21 protein-coding genes and 3 pseudogenes are annotated in these 17,273 nt (G+C 41.3%); 17 read left to right on the top strand and 7 right to left on the bottom strand.

Annotated elements, in window-relative coordinates; genetic code table 11:
• Window positions 1-22 precede the first annotated feature (22 nt).
• Window positions 23-1,381 (top strand): FAD-dependent oxidoreductase, encoded by a 1,359-nt coding sequence (locus OO773_RS07715; RefSeq protein ID WP_006564493.1) that lies wholly within the window; start codon window positions 23-25, stop codon window positions 1,379-1,381.
• Window positions 1,382-1,388: 7 nt separating this feature from the next.
• Here the strand turns inward: OO773_RS07715 and murB are convergent.
• The 5 genes and pseudogenes from murB to bamD form a co-directional block, all read right to left on the bottom strand.
• Window positions 1,389-2,103 (bottom strand): annotated as a pseudogene (gene murB / locus OO773_RS10110) (UDP-N-acetylmuramate dehydrogenase).
• A 95-nt stretch (window positions 2,104-2,198) separates the two neighbouring features.
• Window positions 2,199-2,435 (bottom strand): flagellar biosynthesis protein FliQ, encoded by a 237-nt coding sequence (gene fliQ / locus OO773_RS07695; RefSeq protein ID WP_264828518.1) that lies wholly within the window; start codon window positions 2,433-2,435, stop codon window positions 2,199-2,201.
• Window positions 2,436-2,443: 8 nt separating this feature from the next.
• Window positions 2,444-3,277: a prephenate dehydrogenase gene (locus OO773_RS07690; protein WP_006564496.1), complete on the bottom strand. Its 834-nt coding sequence runs from the start codon at window positions 3,275-3,277 to the stop codon at window positions 2,444-2,446.
• A pseudogene (lon, locus tag OO773_RS07685) lies at window positions 3,277-5,666 on the bottom strand (endopeptidase La). Before lon ends, OO773_RS07690 begins: the two are co-directional and overlap by 1 nt.
• Before the next feature lie 8 nt (window positions 5,667-5,674).
• Window positions 5,675-6,316 (bottom strand): outer membrane protein assembly factor BamD, encoded by a 642-nt coding sequence (gene bamD / locus OO773_RS07680; RefSeq protein WP_006564498.1) that lies wholly within the window; start codon window positions 6,314-6,316, stop codon window positions 5,675-5,677.
• A 128-nt stretch (window positions 6,317-6,444) separates the two neighbouring features.
• On the opposite strand from bamD, the gene fliW reads away from it, so the two are divergent.
• The 16 genes from fliW (at window position 6,445) to OO773_RS07600 (ending at window position 16,121) form a co-directional block, all read left to right on the top strand.
• Window positions 6,445-6,849, top strand: coding sequence for a flagellar assembly protein FliW (gene fliW / locus OO773_RS07675; RefSeq protein WP_006564499.1), 405 nt, complete (start codon window positions 6,445-6,447; stop codon window positions 6,847-6,849).
• Complete coding sequence (gene proC / locus OO773_RS07670; RefSeq protein WP_218013465.1) at window positions 6,842-7,612, top strand: pyrroline-5-carboxylate reductase; 771 nt, start codon at window positions 6,842-6,844, stop codon at window positions 7,610-7,612. Before fliW ends, proC begins: the two co-directional genes overlap by 8 nt.
• Window positions 7,613-7,706: 94 nt before the next feature.
• Entirely contained in the window at window positions 7,707-8,123 is a 417-nt protein-coding gene (locus OO773_RS07665) for a thiolase family protein (protein WP_100069270.1), read from the top strand.
• A gap of 49 nt (window positions 8,124-8,172) precedes the next feature.
• Entirely contained in the window at window positions 8,173-8,436 is a 264-nt protein-coding gene (locus tag OO773_RS07660; RefSeq protein ID WP_100069271.1) for a thiolase family protein, read from the top strand.
• Window positions 8,437-8,633: 197 nt separating this feature from the next.
• Window positions 8,634-8,879: a beta-ketoacyl-[acyl-carrier-protein] synthase family protein gene (locus tag OO773_RS07655; protein ID WP_231102806.1), complete on the top strand. Its 246-nt coding sequence runs from the start codon at window positions 8,634-8,636 to the stop codon at window positions 8,877-8,879.
• A gap of 14 nt (window positions 8,880-8,893) precedes the next feature.
• Window positions 8,894-9,589 carry a CoA transferase subunit A gene (locus tag OO773_RS07650; protein WP_006564501.1) on the top strand — a complete coding sequence of 232 codons (696 nt, stop codon included), beginning with the start codon at window positions 8,894-8,896 and terminating at the stop codon, window positions 9,587-9,589.
• Window positions 9,590-10,207, top strand: coding sequence for a 3-oxoacid CoA-transferase subunit B (locus OO773_RS07645; protein ID WP_006564502.1), 618 nt, complete (start codon window positions 9,590-9,592; stop codon window positions 10,205-10,207).
• Window positions 10,208-10,260: 53 nt separating this feature from the next.
• The gene (locus tag OO773_RS07640) at window positions 10,261-11,460 is read left to right on the top strand and encodes a hydantoinase/oxoprolinase family protein (protein WP_006564503.1); all 1,200 of its coding nucleotides are present in this window, start codon (window positions 10,261-10,263) and stop codon (window positions 11,458-11,460) included.
• A 64-nt stretch (window positions 11,461-11,524) separates the two neighbouring features.
• Complete coding sequence (locus OO773_RS07635; protein ID WP_255298840.1) at window positions 11,525-12,175, top strand: hydantoinase/oxoprolinase family protein; 651 nt, start codon at window positions 11,525-11,527, stop codon at window positions 12,173-12,175.
• 9 nt (window positions 12,176-12,184) lie between these two features.
• Complete coding sequence (locus OO773_RS07630; protein WP_006564504.1) at window positions 12,185-12,472, top strand: acetone carboxylase subunit gamma; 288 nt, start codon at window positions 12,185-12,187, stop codon at window positions 12,470-12,472.
• Window positions 12,473-12,474: 2 nt separating this feature from the next.
• Window positions 12,475-12,603, top strand: coding sequence for a hypothetical protein (locus OO773_RS07625; protein ID WP_255298841.1), 129 nt, complete (start codon window positions 12,475-12,477; stop codon window positions 12,601-12,603).
• 9 nt (window positions 12,604-12,612) lie between these two features.
• On the top strand, window positions 12,613-12,846 hold the full coding sequence (locus tag OO773_RS07620; protein ID WP_034375524.1) for a hydantoinase/oxoprolinase N-terminal domain-containing protein: 234 nt from the start codon (window positions 12,613-12,615) through the stop codon (window positions 12,844-12,846).
• A 78-nt stretch (window positions 12,847-12,924) separates the two neighbouring features.
• Window positions 12,925-13,233 (top strand): hypothetical protein, encoded by a 309-nt coding sequence (locus tag OO773_RS07615; RefSeq protein ID WP_233424224.1) that lies wholly within the window; start codon window positions 12,925-12,927, stop codon window positions 13,231-13,233.
• Entirely contained in the window at window positions 13,179-14,636 is a 1,458-nt protein-coding gene (locus OO773_RS07610; RefSeq protein WP_233424223.1) for a hydantoinase B/oxoprolinase family protein, read from the top strand. Before OO773_RS07615 ends, OO773_RS07610 begins: the two co-directional genes overlap by 55 nt.
• Window positions 14,636-15,202: a hypothetical protein gene (locus OO773_RS07605; RefSeq protein WP_231102808.1), complete on the top strand. Its 567-nt coding sequence runs from the start codon at window positions 14,636-14,638 to the stop codon at window positions 15,200-15,202. The genes OO773_RS07610 and OO773_RS07605 overlap by 1 nt, the downstream gene beginning before the upstream one ends.
• Window positions 15,203-15,350: 148 nt before the next feature.
• Entirely contained in the window at window positions 15,351-16,121 is a 771-nt protein-coding gene (locus OO773_RS07600) for a hypothetical protein (protein ID WP_176485233.1), read from the top strand.
• 175 nt (window positions 16,122-16,296) lie between these two features.
• Here the strand turns inward: OO773_RS07600 and OO773_RS07595 are convergent, their stop codons facing one another.
• Window positions 16,297-16,566, bottom strand: coding sequence for a hypothetical protein (locus OO773_RS07595; RefSeq protein WP_231102809.1), 270 nt, complete (start codon window positions 16,564-16,566; stop codon window positions 16,297-16,299).
• 18 nt (window positions 16,567-16,584) lie between these two features.
• A pseudogene (locus OO773_RS07590) lies at window positions 16,585-16,887 on the bottom strand (FkbM family methyltransferase); the annotation flags it as partial.
• Window positions 16,888-17,273 lie beyond the last annotated feature (386 nt).

The raw sequence follows: 17,273 nt of genomic DNA, 5'->3' as shown, positions 1-17,273 counted from the left end.
ATTCTGCGTAAAAGGGAAAGCGATGAATAATGAGTTTGATGTGGTGATTGTGGGGGGTGGTGTTTCTGGGTGTGCAGCCTTTTGGGTGTTAAGTCAATACACCGATCTTAAAAGAATTGCGATTGTAGAAAGAAATGGGGCGTTGGCTAAAGTTAGCTCTAATGCTAAAGCCAATTCACAAACTATCCATGATGGCTCTATTGAAACCAACTACACAGCACAAAAGGCGCGCAAGGTCAAACTAGCCGCTTATAAAGTGCGCCATTATGCACTCAATAAAGAGTTACAAAACAAGGTAATTTTTGAAATGCAAAAGATGGCTATTGGAGTGGGCGATAAAGAATGTGCCTTTATTGCTAAGCGGTATGAAGAATTTCAAGAAATTTATCCCGGACTAACTTTTTTTGATAAGGCTAATGTAAAGGAAATTGAACCTAATGTGATTGTTGAAGATCACGGTCTAGATCGCCCCGAAAATGTGGTGGGAAGTGGGTTTGAAAAAGATTGGTGTGCGATGAATTTTGCTCTTTTAAGCCAAAGTTTTGTTGAAGAGGCCATGCAAATTAAGCCTCAAAACCATGTATTTTTTAACTTCAAGGTCAAAAAAATTGAAAAACGCTTAGGCGATTGGGCGCTTATCTCCCATGAATCTGATGAAATCTATGCTAAGTTTGTACTCGTCAATGCCGGTTCTTACTCTTTGCCCCTAGCCCAGTCTATGGGTTATGGTCTGGATTTGGGTTGTTTACCTGTGGCGGGGAGTTTTTACTTTGTCCCTGATTTACTACGCGGTAAGGTTTATACCGTGCAAAACCCTAAACTCCCCTTTGCTGCTTTGCATGGCGATCCAGATGTGGTGATTAAAGGAAAAACCCGCATTGGACCCACTGCTTTAGCCATGCCCAAGTTAGAGCGCAATAAATGCCTTTTAGGGGGAATTAGTTGGGAACTTTTCAAAATGGATTGTAATAAAGATGTTTTAGGTATTGTCTTTGATCTTTTTTCTGAAAAAGATATTAGAAATTATGTGTTTAAAAACATGGTTTTTGAAATCCCTTATGTTGGTAAACGCAAATTCTTACACGATGCGCGCAAGATCATTCCTTCTTTGTCTTTAAGCGATTTACATTATGCGCATGGATTTGGTGAAGTACGCCCTCAGGTGTTGGATCGCACCAAGAAAAAATTAGAATTAGGTGAAAAAAAGGTAATGACTCATCAGGGCATTACTTTTAACATGACTCCCTCCCCGGGCGCAACTAGTTGTTTAGAAAATGCATTAGTGGACTCTCAAGAAATTACGAAATATTTAGGCGTTGATTTTCATTTGGAGCGTTTTTATCAAGATTTATCGCCTGAAGAATTAGAGACACTTAATTAGAGGAATTTTAAAGCCCCACTATACACACTTCTTCTTCTAAGATGATGCCAAAGGCGTTTAAAACGCGCTCTTTGGCTAAGGCAATGAGTTTTATCGCTTCCTCAAAGTGAGCGCCCCCTAGATTAATTAAAAAGTTAGCATGGGTGCTTGCAAAACCCACATGCTCTAAATTAAAACCTCTTAACCCGGTCATTTCTAGTAACCGCCCCGCAAAATCTCCGGGTGGATTTTTAAAACAACTCCCAAAACTAGGCTTTTTAGGGTGGTTTTTACGCATGATCATGCATGCTTTAAGCACTTCTATACGAAACCCCGGGATCTTTTTCAGGCGCACTTTAAAAATAACACCTACAATCTGGCTAGAACGGTAAGTTAGATGTAAATCCTCTACCACTAACCATTTGCCATTACTACACAGCACAAAAGGCGCGCAAGGTCAAACTAGCCGCTTATAAAGTGCGCCATTATGCACTCAATAAAGAGTTACAAAACAAGGTAATTTTTGAAATGCAAAAGATGGCTATTGGAGTGGGCGATAAAGAATGTGCCTTTATTGCTAAGCGGTATGAAGAATTTCAAGAAATTTAACCACAATCTACAATGTAATCAAAACAAGTATCTAACATAGCCAAATTTTTAGCGCTAGAAGAGACTAAAAGGTTATTGGCTAAACCTATGATGAATAAGCCCGCATAATCCCCACATTGCTTAATCACCCTCACTTTAACCTTTCCAAAGTTTTGTTGAAGAGGCCATGCAAATTAAGCCTCAAAACCATGTATTTTTTAACTTCAAGGTCAAAAAAATTGAAAAACGCTTAGGTGGAGGTGTAGTCTAAGAGCATGTTTAACATCCAAGGCATTGTTAAAATAATCACGGCAATCACGGCTAAAATCTTAGGCACAAAAGAAAGAGTCATTTCATTAATTTGGGTAGTGGCTTGAAAAATGCTTACAAGTAGCCCCACCACTAGGCCTACTAGCAAGACGGGTAAAGAAGTCATCAAGGTAATTTTGTAGGTTTCAATGGCTAGTTTCATTAACTGGGCTTCCATAATAACTCCTACATGAATTCTTGTAATTTGTTAGCACATGCCATCCACTCTTGCATGGCCTCATAATCTTGTTTCTCTAACATAGATTTAGCGTGGTTGATCTCTTTAATAAAAATCTCCATAGCCTCTAAAATATGCTGTTGGTTTTGTTTAAATACGCTTTTCCACATGATAGGCGAACTTTTAGAAAGCCTACTCATGTCTTTAAATCCGCCTGCAGCTAAAGATAAAATAGTCTGTGGGCTTTTTTGAGAGAGTACAACATTAGCAAGCGCATAACTAATTACATGGGGTAAGTGGCTTACAAAAGAAATATGGCTATCATGAGATTGCGCATCCATTTCTACCATTTGCATGCCAATGGCGCTAAAAATATCCTTAGCCCGTTCTAAGTGTTTGGCTTCATTTTGCTCACAATCTACTAAGATGACAATTTTATGGCGGTATAACCCTTTTAATGCGGCTTTGGGGCCATAAAACTCCGTTCCACACATAGGGTGGCTAGTGATAACCTGTGAGCGGATTTTAGGCGGAATAGATTTAATAATTTGCATCTTAGCCCCGCCTAGCTCAATTACAGTTGTTTCTTGACTAATTTCTAATTGTTGCAAGCTTTGAATAATCCCATCTAAAGGAATGGCCAAAAAGAGTACTTGGCATGCTCTTATGCTTACTAAGTCCACACACTCCTCTACTAGCCCGAGATTAAGCGCCATTTGTGCATGTAAGGGATTATTATCATAGCCTAAAATGCGCTTGATACCTAGTTGTGCGCGCACCTCTTGCAAGGCCAGCCCCATCGATCCCCCCATTAAGCCTAGCCCGATAATACCAACTTGCATTAATGATTGATCAAAGCAACGCTTAAAACATCTTCAATTGTCTGCACCGCTTTAATTTCCATGTGATCTTGGACTTCTTGTGGAATATCTTTAAGGTCTCTTTTGTAGTTTTTCTCAGGAATCAAGGCAGTTTTAATACCAGCCTTAAAACTAGCAATGAGTTTTTCTTTAAGCCCACCAATAGGTAGTACCCGCCCGCTTAAAGTTAATTCTCCTGTCATTGCCACATCTGAGCGTACCTTTTTTTCACACAAGATAGAAGCAATACTAGTAGCCATTGTAATACCCGCACTAGGGCCATCTTTAGGGGTTGCACCCTCTGGTACATGCAAATGAATATCATAGAGATTATAAATCTTGCTCTCTTTAGCTTTTTTCTTCTTAGCGTTGATCACTTCCTCATCTAAAAGCAACTTAACCACAGAATGCGCGATATAAGCCGATTCTTTCATCACTTCGCCTAAACTCCCTGTTAGTTTTAAATTACCCTTGCCCTTGATTTTAATCGCTTCAATCTTTAGCACATCTCCGCCTACACTTGTCCATGCTAAACCATTGACAATTCCTATCGCGTCCTCTTTATCTATCGGATCGATTTCAAAAACAATTTTGTCTAGGAATTCAGGGATATTTTCCTCCGTGATTGTAATTTTTCTGCTTCTTTTCTTTTCATCTTCTTGTTTGGTGTGTAAAATCTTTTTAGCACATTTACGCATGATTGTAGCAATCGTGCGCCGCAAACCTCTTACCCCAGCCTCGCGGGTGTATTTTTCAATCAAAAGCTTGATAGCCTCCGGTTTAAACACCACCTCAGTTGGTTTAAGCGCATGTTTTTTAAGCTCTTGAGGAATGAGGTAGTTAGCCGCAATTTGTTCTTTTTCCTGTGGTGTGTAGCTAGAGACACTGATAAATTCTAAGCGATCGCGCAGCGGAGCGGGGATAGTAGCAATATCATTAGCCGTAGCGATAAAAATAACTTTAGAGAGATCTACATTAAAATTCGTGTAATAATCTCTAAAGTTGGTGTTTTGTTCTGGATCTAAAATTTCTAAAAGCGCGCTAGCTGGATCGCCTCGTATACTTCTATCTACCTTATCAATTTCATCTAAAACCATCACACAATCCATCTTTTTGCTTCAATCAAACCCTGTACAATACGCCCGGGCATAGAACCCAAATAAGTACGCCGGTGCCCTCTTAACTCATTAACATCTTCTAACCCTCCTAAGGCAATGCGCACAAGTGGGCGACCAATGGCCTTCGCAATGGAATTAGCTAAGCTTGTTTTACCCACACCAGGGGGGCCATAAAAACATAAAATCGTACCCTTAATATCTTTATTTTCCTGTTTTCTTAAGCGCAATAATTCCATTGTGGCAAAGTATTCCACGATGCGCTCTTTGGGTTTTTCTAAGCTATAGTGATCAATATTGAGTTGTTTTTCTACCTCCTTAATAGAGAGCTTTTTTTGGCTATATTGCCCAAAGGGAATATCCAGTACCCATTCAATGTAATTTTGCAAAATCCCTACATCTGAACTGTCTTGGTGGATACGGCTGAGTCGTTCAATTTGTTTTTTAATTTCCTTGTGTATTTCTTTAGTGATAAAAGGTTCAATAGCGTTGAGCTTTTGGGTGTACTCTTGGATTTCCTCATCGCGTTGCTTATCAATGCCCAATTCTTTTTGGATTTGTTTGAGCTGTTCTTTAAGAAAATACTCCTTATTAACCTGCTCCATTTTGCTATGCACCTTGCTTTTAATCTCTTTTTGTAATTTTTGGGTTTTAATCTCCTCCATCACTAAATCAATGAGATTTAACAAACGCCACTCTGTATCATCGTTGGCAAAAAGGGCATAGGATTGATCGCGTTTTAGCCGCAAGGCAGAGGCTACTAAATCCACAATGCGGTTTGGATCGCTATTATCATCAATGGCCTTGAGTAAATCTGGTGGAAAAAACTGGCTGATATTAGCTAGATTAGCCACTTTTTCTTTTAAAATATCAACCATTGCGTTAATTTTATCGGTGTCGTATTCTTTATAAGTGATCACATCTACCATTGCCTCTAAAGGGTCTTGAGACTCAATGGCTAACACTTTTCCTTTACAAATCCCTTGAAACAAAATTTTCATGCGATTATCTGGTAAAACCACTTTACGCACAATCGAGCCAATCACCCCCACATCATAAAACTTATTTTGATCTAAGCCATCGTGATTAGCTTTCACACAACTTACAAAGACAAGATCGTTTTTTTCTTGAGTCGCTTTATTAGCTGCTTTAATATTAGCTTCACTATGGATAAAAATAGGTGCAATCATGAAAGGATACATGAAAGTATCCTCTTCAATGATCACAGGTACAACGCTGGGAAACTTATCTGTCATTTTCACCCTTACCAGTTAAATATTGCCACATACCAAGGCATGTAAGATTTCTTGGGATGTGTTTCTTTTTCTAAAACCTCATCTACGCGTTCCATATAACGCTTGACTCCTTCTTTTTGGTGGCGCTTGCGATACACATTAGCAATTGCGCGGTTAAGCTCATTTTGCCCTAAAATAAACTTAACTTGCATGTATTCTACCTGGTTAAGAAAACGGCTATGGGGGTATTTATCCACAAAGTCATTTAACATACCAAGTGTATTAGACATGAATTCTTGATCTTTGCTGTGGTTTTTAAAGGCATAGTAGCGCGCCTGCAACTTTAAAAACTTCAGATAATCAATATTACTTTGGTTGCCAAATCTCTTGATGTATTCATCAAAATAGTACTCAGCCAATACAAACTCTTTCTTTTTCAAATGGGCTTGCCCTAAGGCAATCATGGCATCTGGCACTAGGGGCGAATTAATATGCTCGCTTTGTAAAGACGAGTAGTAATTATCCGCTGTTTCTAAGTTTAAGAATAAAATTTCACGCAAAATACCCTGATACCAAAAGATTGCCGGGCGGTTATAGATGGATTCTTTAGCCTTTTTAGCACACCCTAAAAATAGGATTGTAAAAGCCAGTGAACACCAAAATATACGCATTTCATTCCTTAATCTGCTTAGAAACCACCATTATACCAAAAATCCCATAGGTTACTAATTGATTTTTCGGTGTGGATTGTAGTAAAATCCTTAATAAACCAAGCGCATAAATTATTTCAAGGACTGGGATGCATTTTAGTGTAAAATCCCCTATTTTGGGTTTTGAACATGTTCATACAATGGACTTAGAAAAAATTGATGAAATTTTCATGCGCTTGCGTAATACAGATGCACCCACGCCAACTTTTACTTTAGTTAATCCCTTTGCCCTGCGCGCTTATGAATTTGAAATCCCCCTAGCCTTGCAACTTCTACTTAATTTAGATAAAGCTAAAAATATTTTGATCGCTAATATCATGGTCATTAAAACCCCCCTTAAAGAATCTACCATTAATTTCTTAGCGCCTTTAGTCTTTAATTTTGATCACCAACTCATGGCTCAAGTCATTTTAGATAGCACCAAATACCCCCGGTATCAAATTTCTGAAAAAATTTCTAACTTCTACCAAGAAAAGCAACCCGTCCATGAATAATTTACTCTTTATTGGTTATGGCCACATGACTCAAGCGATTTTAAAAGGCATGCGCGCTTTCTTAAACCCGCAACAAAACATCATAATAGCCGGTAGAAACCCCGCTAACATTGAACTCTTTTTAAAACAAGAAGGTTTAGATTTTATCAAACTCAAAGCCTGTAATACCATTTGTGTAGATGATATGGTGGTTTTTTTAACCCTTAAACCTTATGCTTTTAACCAGTTCACCTATACCGGTGTAGCCAATGCTGTTTTAAGCGCCTTAGCCGGTGTTAGCATTGCAACACTTAAACAACATCTTACTGCTAATGTGTTTGTGCGCTTTATGCCCAATATTGCCGCTTCTATGGGTTTATCTGCAACAACCATGTACTTAGAACCTGCTAACACCCCACAAACCCCACACCTAGTAACCCTTTTAGAATGTTTTGGCTCAGTTGTTAGCGTAGATAAAGAACACCTCATTGATGCTTCTATGGCGACTAATGGGAGTTCTTTAGCTTTTTTAAGTCTAGTAGCCCAAGGTCTTATTGATGCAGGAGTTAGAGAAGGGCTTTCTTATAAACAGGCATTTAGACTTGTACAGAGAAGTTTTGAAGGCTTTGCCTCTTTACTAACCACACAAAGCCCCCAAGACATCACCACCGCTATTTGTACTCCCGGAGGGGCAAGTATTGAGGGTCTAAGCGTGCTAGAAGATAGAGGGGTGAGAGGAGCGCTAATGCAAGCCTGCCATGCTGCTGTTAACAAGTACCGCTAAAATCTATTAGAAAATAGCCTATACTTTTTATCATTAACCAAACTTTGTTACCTCTCTATACTATAATATTACACTTTGATATAGAAAGGCAGACATGCAAGAGGTTTATATTTATGGCGCCAAGCGTTCACCCATTGGATCACTAGGGGGCACTCTATCTAGCATACCTGCCACCACTCTAGCAAGTTTAGTTGCTAAAGAGGCACTTAAGGAAAGTGGGTTTAATGGTAGTTTAGTAGATACTTGCATTGTAGGCAATGTCATTAGTGCTGGACTCAAACAAGCCCCAGCTAGACAGGTGGCCTTGCATGCGAATTTGCCTAAATCTGTAGCGTGCATGTTAGTCAATGAGGTTTGTGGATCGGGTTTGCGATCGGTGATGCTAGGGGCTGATAGCATTACTCTGGGGCGATCACGGGCGGCTTTAGTGGGGGGAATGGAAAACATGAGTTTAGCCCCGCATTTGTTAATGGGTAGTAGGAGTGGGTTTAAATTGGGGATACTAAATTAGAGGATAGCCTATTTAAGACGGTCTTGTAGATGCCTATCAAGATGTCTTTATGGGTAATTTTGCTGAAGGCTGTGCTAAAAATCACCAACTAAACCGCGCAGAACAAGATGCCTTTGCTAAACAAAGCTATGTAAAAGCCCTTAAAGCCATAGAGAATAACGCCTTTAACGCTGAAATGGTGCCCATTTCTGTTAAAACTAAAAAGAGGGAGGTGCTAGTTAGCGTAGATGAGGAGCCGGGTAGAGCAGATTTTGAAAAAGCTTTAAAACTCAAACCAGCCTTTGAGAAAGAGGGGGACAATTACCGCCTTTAATGCTAGCAAGATTAGCGATGGGGCACATGCTTATATTGGCAAGCAAGGAGCTAGAAAAAGACACTTCTAGTAAGCCCTAGCAAAAATCATAGACTACAATTCTTTTAGCCACGATCCTCATCTCTTCCCCGTTGCTCCAGCTCCAGCTATCAAAAATCTTTTAGAAAAAAAATCATAAGAAACCTAGCGATATTGATTTGTATGAAATTAGCGAGGCTTTTGCTGTGGTAGGGATTTTGACCCAAAGAGAGTTGGGATTAAAAGATGAACAGGTTAATGTGCATGGTGGGGCGATTGCTTTAGGACACCCCCTTGGAGCTAGCGGGGCACGGCTACTCACCACTTTAGTACACGCATTGCACAGACATGATAAGCATTTGGGGTTGGCATGCCTATGTATAGGCGGGGGCGAAGCGGTTGCTATGCTTGTACAACGACTTTAAATCAAGGGAAGCGCATGAATAAGGTAGTGAGCAGTATTGAGGAGGCAGTTGCCGGGGTAAAAGATGGCATGACGATTATGTTTGGAGGGTTTGGGCTGTGTGGCATTCCAGAAAATTCCATTTTAGCTTTGAGTCAAACAGGGATCAAGGACACTACATGCATTTCTAATAACGCAGGGGTAGATGATTTTGGATTAGGATTACTCCTAAAAAACAAGCAGGTCAAAAAGATGATTGCTAGTTATGTGGGTGAGAATGCTATCTTTGAGCGGCAATTTTTAGATGGAGAAATGGAGGTAGAATTTAACCCACAGGGCACTTTAGCCGAGCGCATCCGCGCGGGTGGGGCTGGTATCCCGGGTTTTTATACGCCTACGGGAGTGGGAACTCTTGTTGCAGAGGGCAAGGAACATAAGGAGTTTGAGGGGCGTACCTACATCTTAGAAAGAGTACTCAAGGCAGACTTTGCTTTTATCAAGGCTAAAAAGGCAGATGTGTATGGGAATTTGATCTTTAATAAAACAGCGATGAATTTTAATCCTATGATGGCTAAGGCAGCTAAAATAACCGTTGTAGAAGTGGAGGAAGTGGTTGAGGTAGGAGAACTTGATCCTAACTTTATCCATGTGTCTGGGGTGTATGTGGATCGCATTTTCAAGGGTATTTTTGAAAAGCGCATTGAACAATTGACGCTTAAAAAGGGAGAATAAGTGGATCACAGTAACATAGGTTGGAGCCGTGAGCAGATGGCACAAAAGGCAGTGGAGGATATTAAGGACGGGTATTCTATCAATTTAGGCATTGGTATCCCCACTTTAGTCGCAGACTTCATTCCTAAAGATATTAGCGTGATGTTGCAAAGTGAAAATGGAATGCTAGGCATGGGGCCTTTTCCTACAAGAGAACAAGCCGATGCAGATTTGATCAATGCGGGCAAACAGACCATTACAGAGAGTGTTGGGGCAAGCTACTTTAGCTCAGCAGAGAGTTTTGCAATGATTAGAGGAGGGCACATTGATTTAACTATTTTAGGAGCTATGGAGGTTTCTACTCAGGGGGATTTGGCTAGCTGGATGATACCGGGTAAATTGGTTAAGGGCATGGGAGGAGCAATGGATTTGGTTGCGAGTGCTAAAAAAGTGATTGTGATCATGCAACACACAGATAAAAAAGGCAATTTGAAGTTAGTCAAGCAATGCACACTCCCTTTAACAGGTCCTAAATGCGTCTCAAAAGTCATCACCAATTTGGGGGTGTTTGAAATTAAAGATGGGAAGTTTATCACTTTAGAATTGGCACAGGGCGTGGGAAATGTACCCTTGCCATAAGGAGGTATTAGCCAAATCATCGCATTTTAAAAATCTTAACATAAGGAGTTACATTGAAGTATTTAGTCAATTTAGATAATGGCGGGACGCTGACTGATATTTGCGTGGTGAGTGGTTCAGAGGTGCGCTTTACAAAAACTCTAACCACACCGGTAGATTTATCAGAATGTTTTTTTAAGGGCATTACTAAGGCAAGTGAAGAAATTTATGGCGAAGGTGGTTTTACTAAATTATTGCACAGTACCGAGCTTATCCGCTACTCTTCTACACAAGGCACTAACGCTCTAGTGGAAAGAAAAGGGCCAAAACTAGGCCTAATCACAGATGATACACATCTCTCAGGCAATCTTACCAAAACCCCCCACCAACAAGATTTGTTTGATAGTCTTGTAGGTACTCGTGTAGTGGTTTTACAGCATATCCGCGATTCTAATAAAATTGAAAGCGAGCTAGTGGCTGCGGTGAATACCCTCACAAACAAAGGAGCGGAGCGCTTAGTGGTGGCTATCAAGGATAAAGACACAGAAAAAGCCTTTAAACATGTGTTTTTATTGCAGTTTCCTAGACATTTATTAGGGTCTGTGCCCGTGCTATTTTCTTGGGAATTTACCAACGATACCAGCCGCGTTAGGCGCATTTGGTCAGCCATTTTAAATAGCTTTTTACACCCAACTATGGAGCGCTTTTTATACTCCGCTGAGCACCGCCTCAAAGCTCATAAAGTTAAAAATCCCCTGTTAATTTATCGCAATGACGGGGCCTCTTCGCGGGTGGCTAAATCTGTGGCTTTAAAAACCTATTCTTCTGGCCCCAGGGGAGGCATTGAGGGTACAAAAGCCCTAGCTAAAGCCTATGGTTTTGAACATGTCTTAATGGTAGATGTGGGGGGAACTACTTCAGATGTAGGCGAGGTAGAGGCTCATAAAATTAAAACAGAGCGGCGCGGGTCTGTAGAAGGCATTCAAATTTCTTTTGAACTTAGCGATGTAAAGTCCTTTGGTGTGGGCGGGGGCTCTATTTTACGCGTCAATAATAAGGGCGCTATCACAGTAGGGCCTGATAGCGTAGGGGCAGCCCCTGGACCTGCTTGCTTTGGTTTTGGGGGTACAGAGGCGACTATAACTGATGTCAATGTAGCCTTAGGTGTGATTGATCCAGATATTTATTTAAACGGACAACAAAGATTAGATAAAGAACGCGCGATTTCTACCATTACCGAAAAAATCGCTAAACCTTTGGGCATGAGCTTATAAAAGGCTTTATTTGCCCTAGAGCAAGCCTACGCAGAACAGCTAGCGGCGTGCTTAAAAAAAACATGTGCAAAAAGACACCGTATTAGCTGCCTTTGGAGGTGGAGGACCTATGAGTGCGTGTTTAGCGGCTAAAAAAGCGGGCATTAAACGCGTGATTGTGCCTAAACTGGCTGCGGTATTCTCTGCTTATGGAATTAGTTTTTCAGATGTAGCCCAAACTTTTGAGCGCGACATTACAGATTTGAGTAAATCTGAAGTTGAAAAGATTCAAGAACAAATGCGCGAACAGGCTAAAAGGCATATGTTTCAAGAGGGCTATGATTATAATGAGTGCAAGCATGAATGGAAAGTGGTGATAGAAAATGCTGACGGGTCTGAATGCCGCGTTTGTGATCTAAAAGATACGATCCAACTAGATAAAGATCAAAAACGCATCTTAGCTTACAATGTGCGTTATGAGCTCTCACACTCTAGTTTGCGCGCTAGTTTGCCCAAACACACAACCCCGGCTAAAGTAGATCATAGTCGTGAAGTGCTTGAAGAGGGAGGGTTGCGCTATAACCCTGTAGTGGTTTTAGCTGAACAAAAAACCGGGGCGCATATGGAAGGCCCAGCAATTGTAGAAGGCCCTTTTTTCACCGCTAAGGTGCCTGAAGGGTGGAGTTTATTTGTAACCGATAACGGCGATTTAATTTTACAAGACACCAAAGCTTAAGGAGTAAACATGCGCGTTCCAATGACAGAATATTTAATGATCGATCTCAATACTGAAAGATGGCTGTGCCGCATTTGTGGGCATGATTTTGGCAATGCTAGAGACACCTACAAAAAAGGCACACTCATTTATGATAGAAATCTCCAAGAGATTCACCCGCCCATCTTAGACCCCAAACGCTACCAATACACCTTTTCACCCGATCCAAAGTTTTGCCGCATTTATGAATACTACTGCCCCACTTGTGGGACTCAAATTGAAACCGAATATGTCCCACCCAACTACCCCCCACCATAGACATGTTATGGGACATTGATGATCTTAAAAGGCGTTGGAAAGAAATTGGCAAGGATCCAGAAACTTCTATACACTATGGCCCTGGTGAAAACGCACAAGCAGATTTACGCGCTAAATTTGACAAAAAATAAGGAGTGCCTATGAAGAGAATTTCAGTAGACATCGGCGGGACATTCACAGATTGTTTTTTTGCATGGGATGGAAAGTACATTGAGTCTAAATCCCTAACCACCCACCACAATTTGTCTTTAGGCTTTAATGCAGCCCTAGATAATGCCTGTAAAATAGCTGGATTAAGCAGAGAACAGGTACTCAAAGAGGTAGATTCGGTGCGCTATGCCACCACTTTGGGTACAAATGCGCTAATTGAATAAAAAACTCAAGGAAGCCATGTACAGGCCCACAAACACCCCAATGCCCACAGCCACCATGAGCACTCCCACAAAAAAGAATTGAGTGCTGAGGAGCAAGCGTGGGTAGATGACTTCATGAATGAAACCACGCTATTTTTAGGCCCTGATCCAGAAATTATGCGCCACCATGCTATTGCCAAACGCACATCGCTAGAAGAACAAGTGCTTTCTAAGGGGAGTGATCCCCTGCTTTATGATCGCATCCGTAGGCGTTTGGGCGGATCACTAGATGAAGCCTTTGAAATGTGTGAGAGCATGGGGCAGCTCCGGGGGCTAAGTGGGCGGATTTGTCTGTGGCGGTTTATACGGCTAGTGGAGATGTGTGCTACATGTCTAATCGTGGCGTGATAGCCTTCTCAGCCGTACTGCACCACCCTATCCGCTACATCATGAAATACTGGAAGGACGAACCCACCGTGGGTATCCACGAGGGTGATGGGTTTTTCCACAACGATGCGCGTTTTGGGTGTGTGCACAACACCGATCAATCCATGCTCACTCCTGTAATTAGAAATGGTGAGATCATCGCTTGGGTGGGTGCGACTATCCATGAGGGCGAGAATGGTGCGTGTGAGCCGGGTGGAATGCCCTCAGGCTCAGAAACCCCCTTTGATGATGGCTTGCGCGGTATTCCTATGAAGATTGTAGAGAGGGGTAAACTTAGAAGAGATCTTCTTACCTTTTTGCAACACTCCACACGCGATCCAAAGTTAATGTTGGCTGATATCAAGGTTAAAATGGGGGCGGTGCGCCGGGTGATGGACATTGTAGATCGCATGATTGATGAGTACGGTGTTGATGCCTTTGTAGGGGCGATTAGAATGACGGTGGAGGATGTGGAAAATGAAGTACGCTGCCGCATTGAGGCAATGCCAGATGGCATGGTTACTGTGCAACAATTTGTGGACTCTACACTCAAAGAAAATATCTTGATCAAATTTGCATGCAAGATCACAGTCAAGGGCGATCACATGACCGTGGATTTAAGAGGCTCTGGCAAAGAGATCATCAACCGCGCTATTAACTCGCCACTGGCCTCAACTAAAGCCTTTTTCTCTCAGGCTGTGCTTTCTTACTGGTGGCCTGATCTGCCAAGGTGTACAGGGGCTTTTTCTCCTATTGAAGTGATCTCAGATGAGGGCACTTGGGGGGATTGCTCCTATGATGCGCCCAATGGACAGAATTTACAAGCCTCCTTTAGAGCCTTTAGTGCCTTGCAAATTGCCTATGCCAAGTTACAATTTTCTATGCATACCAAATATGCCAATGTGATCGCCACTTGGTTTAACCAAATCAATGACTTTTTATGGGGTGGAGAAACCCAGCATGGCGAACAGGTGGGGAATTTGTGTGCGGATTTAAATGGCATGGGTGGGGGCGCAAAGGCCTTTAGAGATGGTGAGGACGCGGTAGCCCCCTTGTTTTGTGCGATGGCAGATATTGGCGAACAGGAGGTAATGGAGGAGGAAGTGCCTTTTTTACAACTGGTGAGTAAAAGAGTGGTGCGCGATAATCAAGGCTTTGGCAAATTCCGTGGTGGCATGGGCTATGAGATGATCGTTGCGGCGCGCAATACACCAGAATGGGGCTTTATGACGGTTACCTCTGGGGCAAAGTTTTCTAGCGTGTGCGGGTTGTTTGGAGGCTATGGGTGTGCAACCTATCCTTTAGAGCTATGGTCAAGGGCATTAACATTTTTGAAATCGTTAAAAAAGACCCCGAACAATTTGATCTATCTATGGAAAGAGTGATGAATGAGCGCCCCTTTGAGGAAGGCGTTTACACCACTTATCATATGGGCTTGCAGTTTGATAGGTCTCGAGAGGGCGAGCTTTATATGATTGCGCAGGGCTGTGGCGGGGGTTATGGCGATGTTTTAGAGAGAGACCCTGAGTTAGTTATGGAGGATTTGCAGGTGGGTAGGATTTCTGAACATGTGGCCTCTGAGATTTATAAGGTGGTGTGGGATAAAGAAACCTTTGTGGTAGATGAGCATGCCACTAAACAAAAACGCGAGAATGAGAGAAAAGCGCGTTTAAAAAGGGGCTTGCCCTACGATGAATTTGTAAAAAAACATGTGAAAGATGAGCCGCCTAAGGATTTATACTACTATGGCTCTTGGGGTGAGGAAAATCCAGAAGAGCTCATGGCCACTGTTTGGGATCACCATGGGCCAAAACGCGTTAAGGGCAAACTCAAAGATATTCCCTTAGTGGTGATGCCCAATCGCCATGTGGTCAAAATTGCCCAGCTAGAAAAAAGGGTAGAGGAATTAGAAATTAAGTATGAGGGTGGAATAAGACCTAAATTAGTGTAATGGGGGAGTGAGGAGGGGGTGGGGGAATTTCTTGCCCCACTTTAAAATCTAAGCTATAAAGAATCACTTTAGAGCAAACCTTATAAGATATATATGTGTATAATCCTCACTTGATTATAATCACTATTAAAGAACTCAAAGGAAAATAATGAATTTTATTGAAGATGTACTCAAGCAGGGTAAAAATAAGCTGGTAGTAGATGCTAGAAGTTATGCCCATAAGGTTTTAATGCAACACAAGCCCTACCCATGGCATGATGCTGTGCTTTATAGCAATTACATGAAACAGGTGGTATCCTTGCTTAAAGCAGATGCTTTAGTTCTTCGTTTTGATAAAATGTTAGAGGAAGAACTCACAAACAACAAGGATTTAGTGGAAAAAATGGGCGAGAAAAAGCGTAGTGGCTATGCTCTTAAAATTTTTATGCAAGATGAGGGCTTAAGAGAAATCACAAGTTCTTTGATCAATACCGCTACAAATACGCTACACATGCACATTCTTACCCAACTCCCAAATCCTTTAGAACTACTTAAGATGACGGCTAAGGCTGTAGGGGCAAGCGAAGAGTTTGAAAACGAAACTATAGAAAATGCCGCTGTATATTGTGCAGATTGGCTACGCTCCTATAAAGATTCTAAAGTAAGCGGGCTTTTATTTGATGAGCGCAACCAATCCTTGCCACCTGAAACTTATGCCCCTATTAGCAATGTTGCCACAAATTATGGTTGGAGTGTAGGTTTTAGGCATGAAAAGAAATTACAATTTGGGGATTTTGCTGTTCCGGTTTTAGATTCAGAGTTTTGGTGCAACAAAGAGGCCATAGCTCCTGATTTTAAACAGAGTTTTTTTACTGAGATTGATCAAGACGCTATCCCTGAGGTGGTTTTAGAAAAATTAAGTACACTTCTTAAGGGTTAATCACACTACCATTTGCCAGATAAATTATCTTGAAGGCTTTGAATAAAAAAGGCACTTCCTCTTTAGAGAAAAATCCTTGTGCTAGTAGCGGTGCTGACTTCCGCTCTGTAATCCATTCTGACTACAGCTAGACTCTGATTTGCTTGTTACCTATACACCCTAATCTCTTTATAGTTTAGAGAAGATCAGGGTGTCTTTCGTAAAAATAGGGGTTAAACCAGTAGGTTTTTCTATACTCTTCAATATCAAAAAGACTCTCTTTGTGCAAGGCTAGTATATCGTAGTAGGGAATACATCTTTGTTTATATCTGGTGTAATCCATGAGGGTTGAAAGATTGGAAGTGTCTTGAGTAGAAAGTACACAGAGCAAATGGCCATAATTATCAAAAATAACCAACTTGTTATAGCCCAAATTAGAGAGGAAAGGAAAGATGCTTAAAGCCATTTCGGATTGATTAGCAAGATGGACATAGTCCCACTCAAAGAAAAGTACAGGTTTATTATCTCTTAGAGTCTTATAAGCACCGCGGAGTATCTTAAAGTCAAAGCCATCAGTATCAATCTTAATAAAATTAGGAACAAAGCTACATTCTGCTAAGAGGCTATCAAGCGTGTGTTGTTGTGTTGTTGTGTTGTTGTGTTGTTGTGTTGTTGTGTTGTTGTGTTGTTGTGTTGTTGTGTTGTTGTGTTGCGATTGATGAGTTTGGCGCTCCCATTTTCTAAGAGTTGCAACTGATAGTTTGACAAATCCCCTTCTCCTAAAAATATTCCACCATAAACTAAAAAACTTTGATCCTCTTGACCCTCATAATCTTTAGTGTAATACCTTTTAGCTAAGTGGGGCGGGTTGGCATCTGTATAAAGACGGGTTTTAACATTGTGGCGTAAGTTGCTCTCAATCAAAGTAGCATACTCTAAAGCTCCTTCTACAAGCAAGTAAGAACCCCCTTTAATTAGAGAAAAGATAGCTGAATCACCAATATTAGCCCCTACATCTACCATAGAGAGTTTGCCGTATTTATCACAGATATGGGCAACAATCCCTTCTAAAATGCGCTCATAGAAAGGGCATTCTCTTAGAATAATGAATAAAGGGTGAGAGAGAGGCCTAGTGAGTGTGATATTTTGAAATTTAGTGGTGATGATAGGGTT

Origin of the sequence: Helicobacter suis HS1 (genome assembly GCF_026000295.1) — a bacterium.
Lineage (GTDB): Bacteria > Campylobacterota > Campylobacteria > Campylobacterales > Helicobacteraceae > Helicobacter > Helicobacter suis.
This window is presented reverse-complemented; position numbering and strand designations above follow the sequence as displayed.

What these genes read in the sequence shown, in the direction of transcription:
- OO773_RS07715 (WP_006564493.1), top strand. Translation starts at nt 23, where the DNA reads ATGAATAATGAGTTTGATGTGGTGATTGTGGGGGGTGGTGTTTCTGGG.
- fliQ (WP_264828518.1), bottom strand. Translation starts at nt 2,435, where the DNA reads ATGGAAGCCCAGTTAATGAAACTAGCCATTGAAACCTACAAAATTACC.
- OO773_RS07690 (WP_006564496.1), bottom strand. Translation starts at nt 3,277, where the DNA reads ATGCAAGTTGGTATTATCGGGCTAGGCTTAATGGGGGGATCGATGGGG.
- bamD (WP_006564498.1), bottom strand. Translation starts at nt 6,316, where the DNA reads ATGCGTATATTTTGGTGTTCACTGGCTTTTACAATCCTATTTTTAGGG.
- fliW (WP_006564499.1), top strand. Translation starts at nt 6,445, where the DNA reads ATGCATTTTAGTGTAAAATCCCCTATTTTGGGTTTTGAACATGTTCAT.
- proC (WP_218013465.1), top strand. Translation starts at nt 6,842, where the DNA reads ATGAATAATTTACTCTTTATTGGTTATGGCCACATGACTCAAGCGATT.
- OO773_RS07665 (WP_100069270.1), top strand. Translation starts at nt 7,707, where the DNA reads ATGCAAGAGGTTTATATTTATGGCGCCAAGCGTTCACCCATTGGATCA.
- OO773_RS07660 (WP_100069271.1), top strand. Translation starts at nt 8,173, where the DNA reads ATGGGTAATTTTGCTGAAGGCTGTGCTAAAAATCACCAACTAAACCGC.
- OO773_RS07650 (WP_006564501.1), top strand. Translation starts at nt 8,894, where the DNA reads ATGAATAAGGTAGTGAGCAGTATTGAGGAGGCAGTTGCCGGGGTAAAA.
- OO773_RS07630 (WP_006564504.1), top strand. Translation starts at nt 12,185, where the DNA reads ATGCGCGTTCCAATGACAGAATATTTAATGATCGATCTCAATACTGAA.
- OO773_RS07625 (WP_255298841.1), top strand. Translation starts at nt 12,475, where the DNA reads ATGTTATGGGACATTGATGATCTTAAAAGGCGTTGGAAAGAAATTGGC.
- OO773_RS07620 (WP_034375524.1), top strand. Translation starts at nt 12,613, where the DNA reads ATGAAGAGAATTTCAGTAGACATCGGCGGGACATTCACAGATTGTTTT.
- OO773_RS07605 (WP_231102808.1), top strand. Translation starts at nt 14,636, where the DNA reads ATGAATGAGCGCCCCTTTGAGGAAGGCGTTTACACCACTTATCATATG.
- OO773_RS07600 (WP_176485233.1), top strand. Translation starts at nt 15,351, where the DNA reads ATGAATTTTATTGAAGATGTACTCAAGCAGGGTAAAAATAAGCTGGTA.
- OO773_RS07595 (WP_231102809.1), bottom strand. Translation starts at nt 16,566, where the DNA reads ATGGCTTTAAGCATCTTTCCTTTCCTCTCTAATTTGGGCTATAACAAG.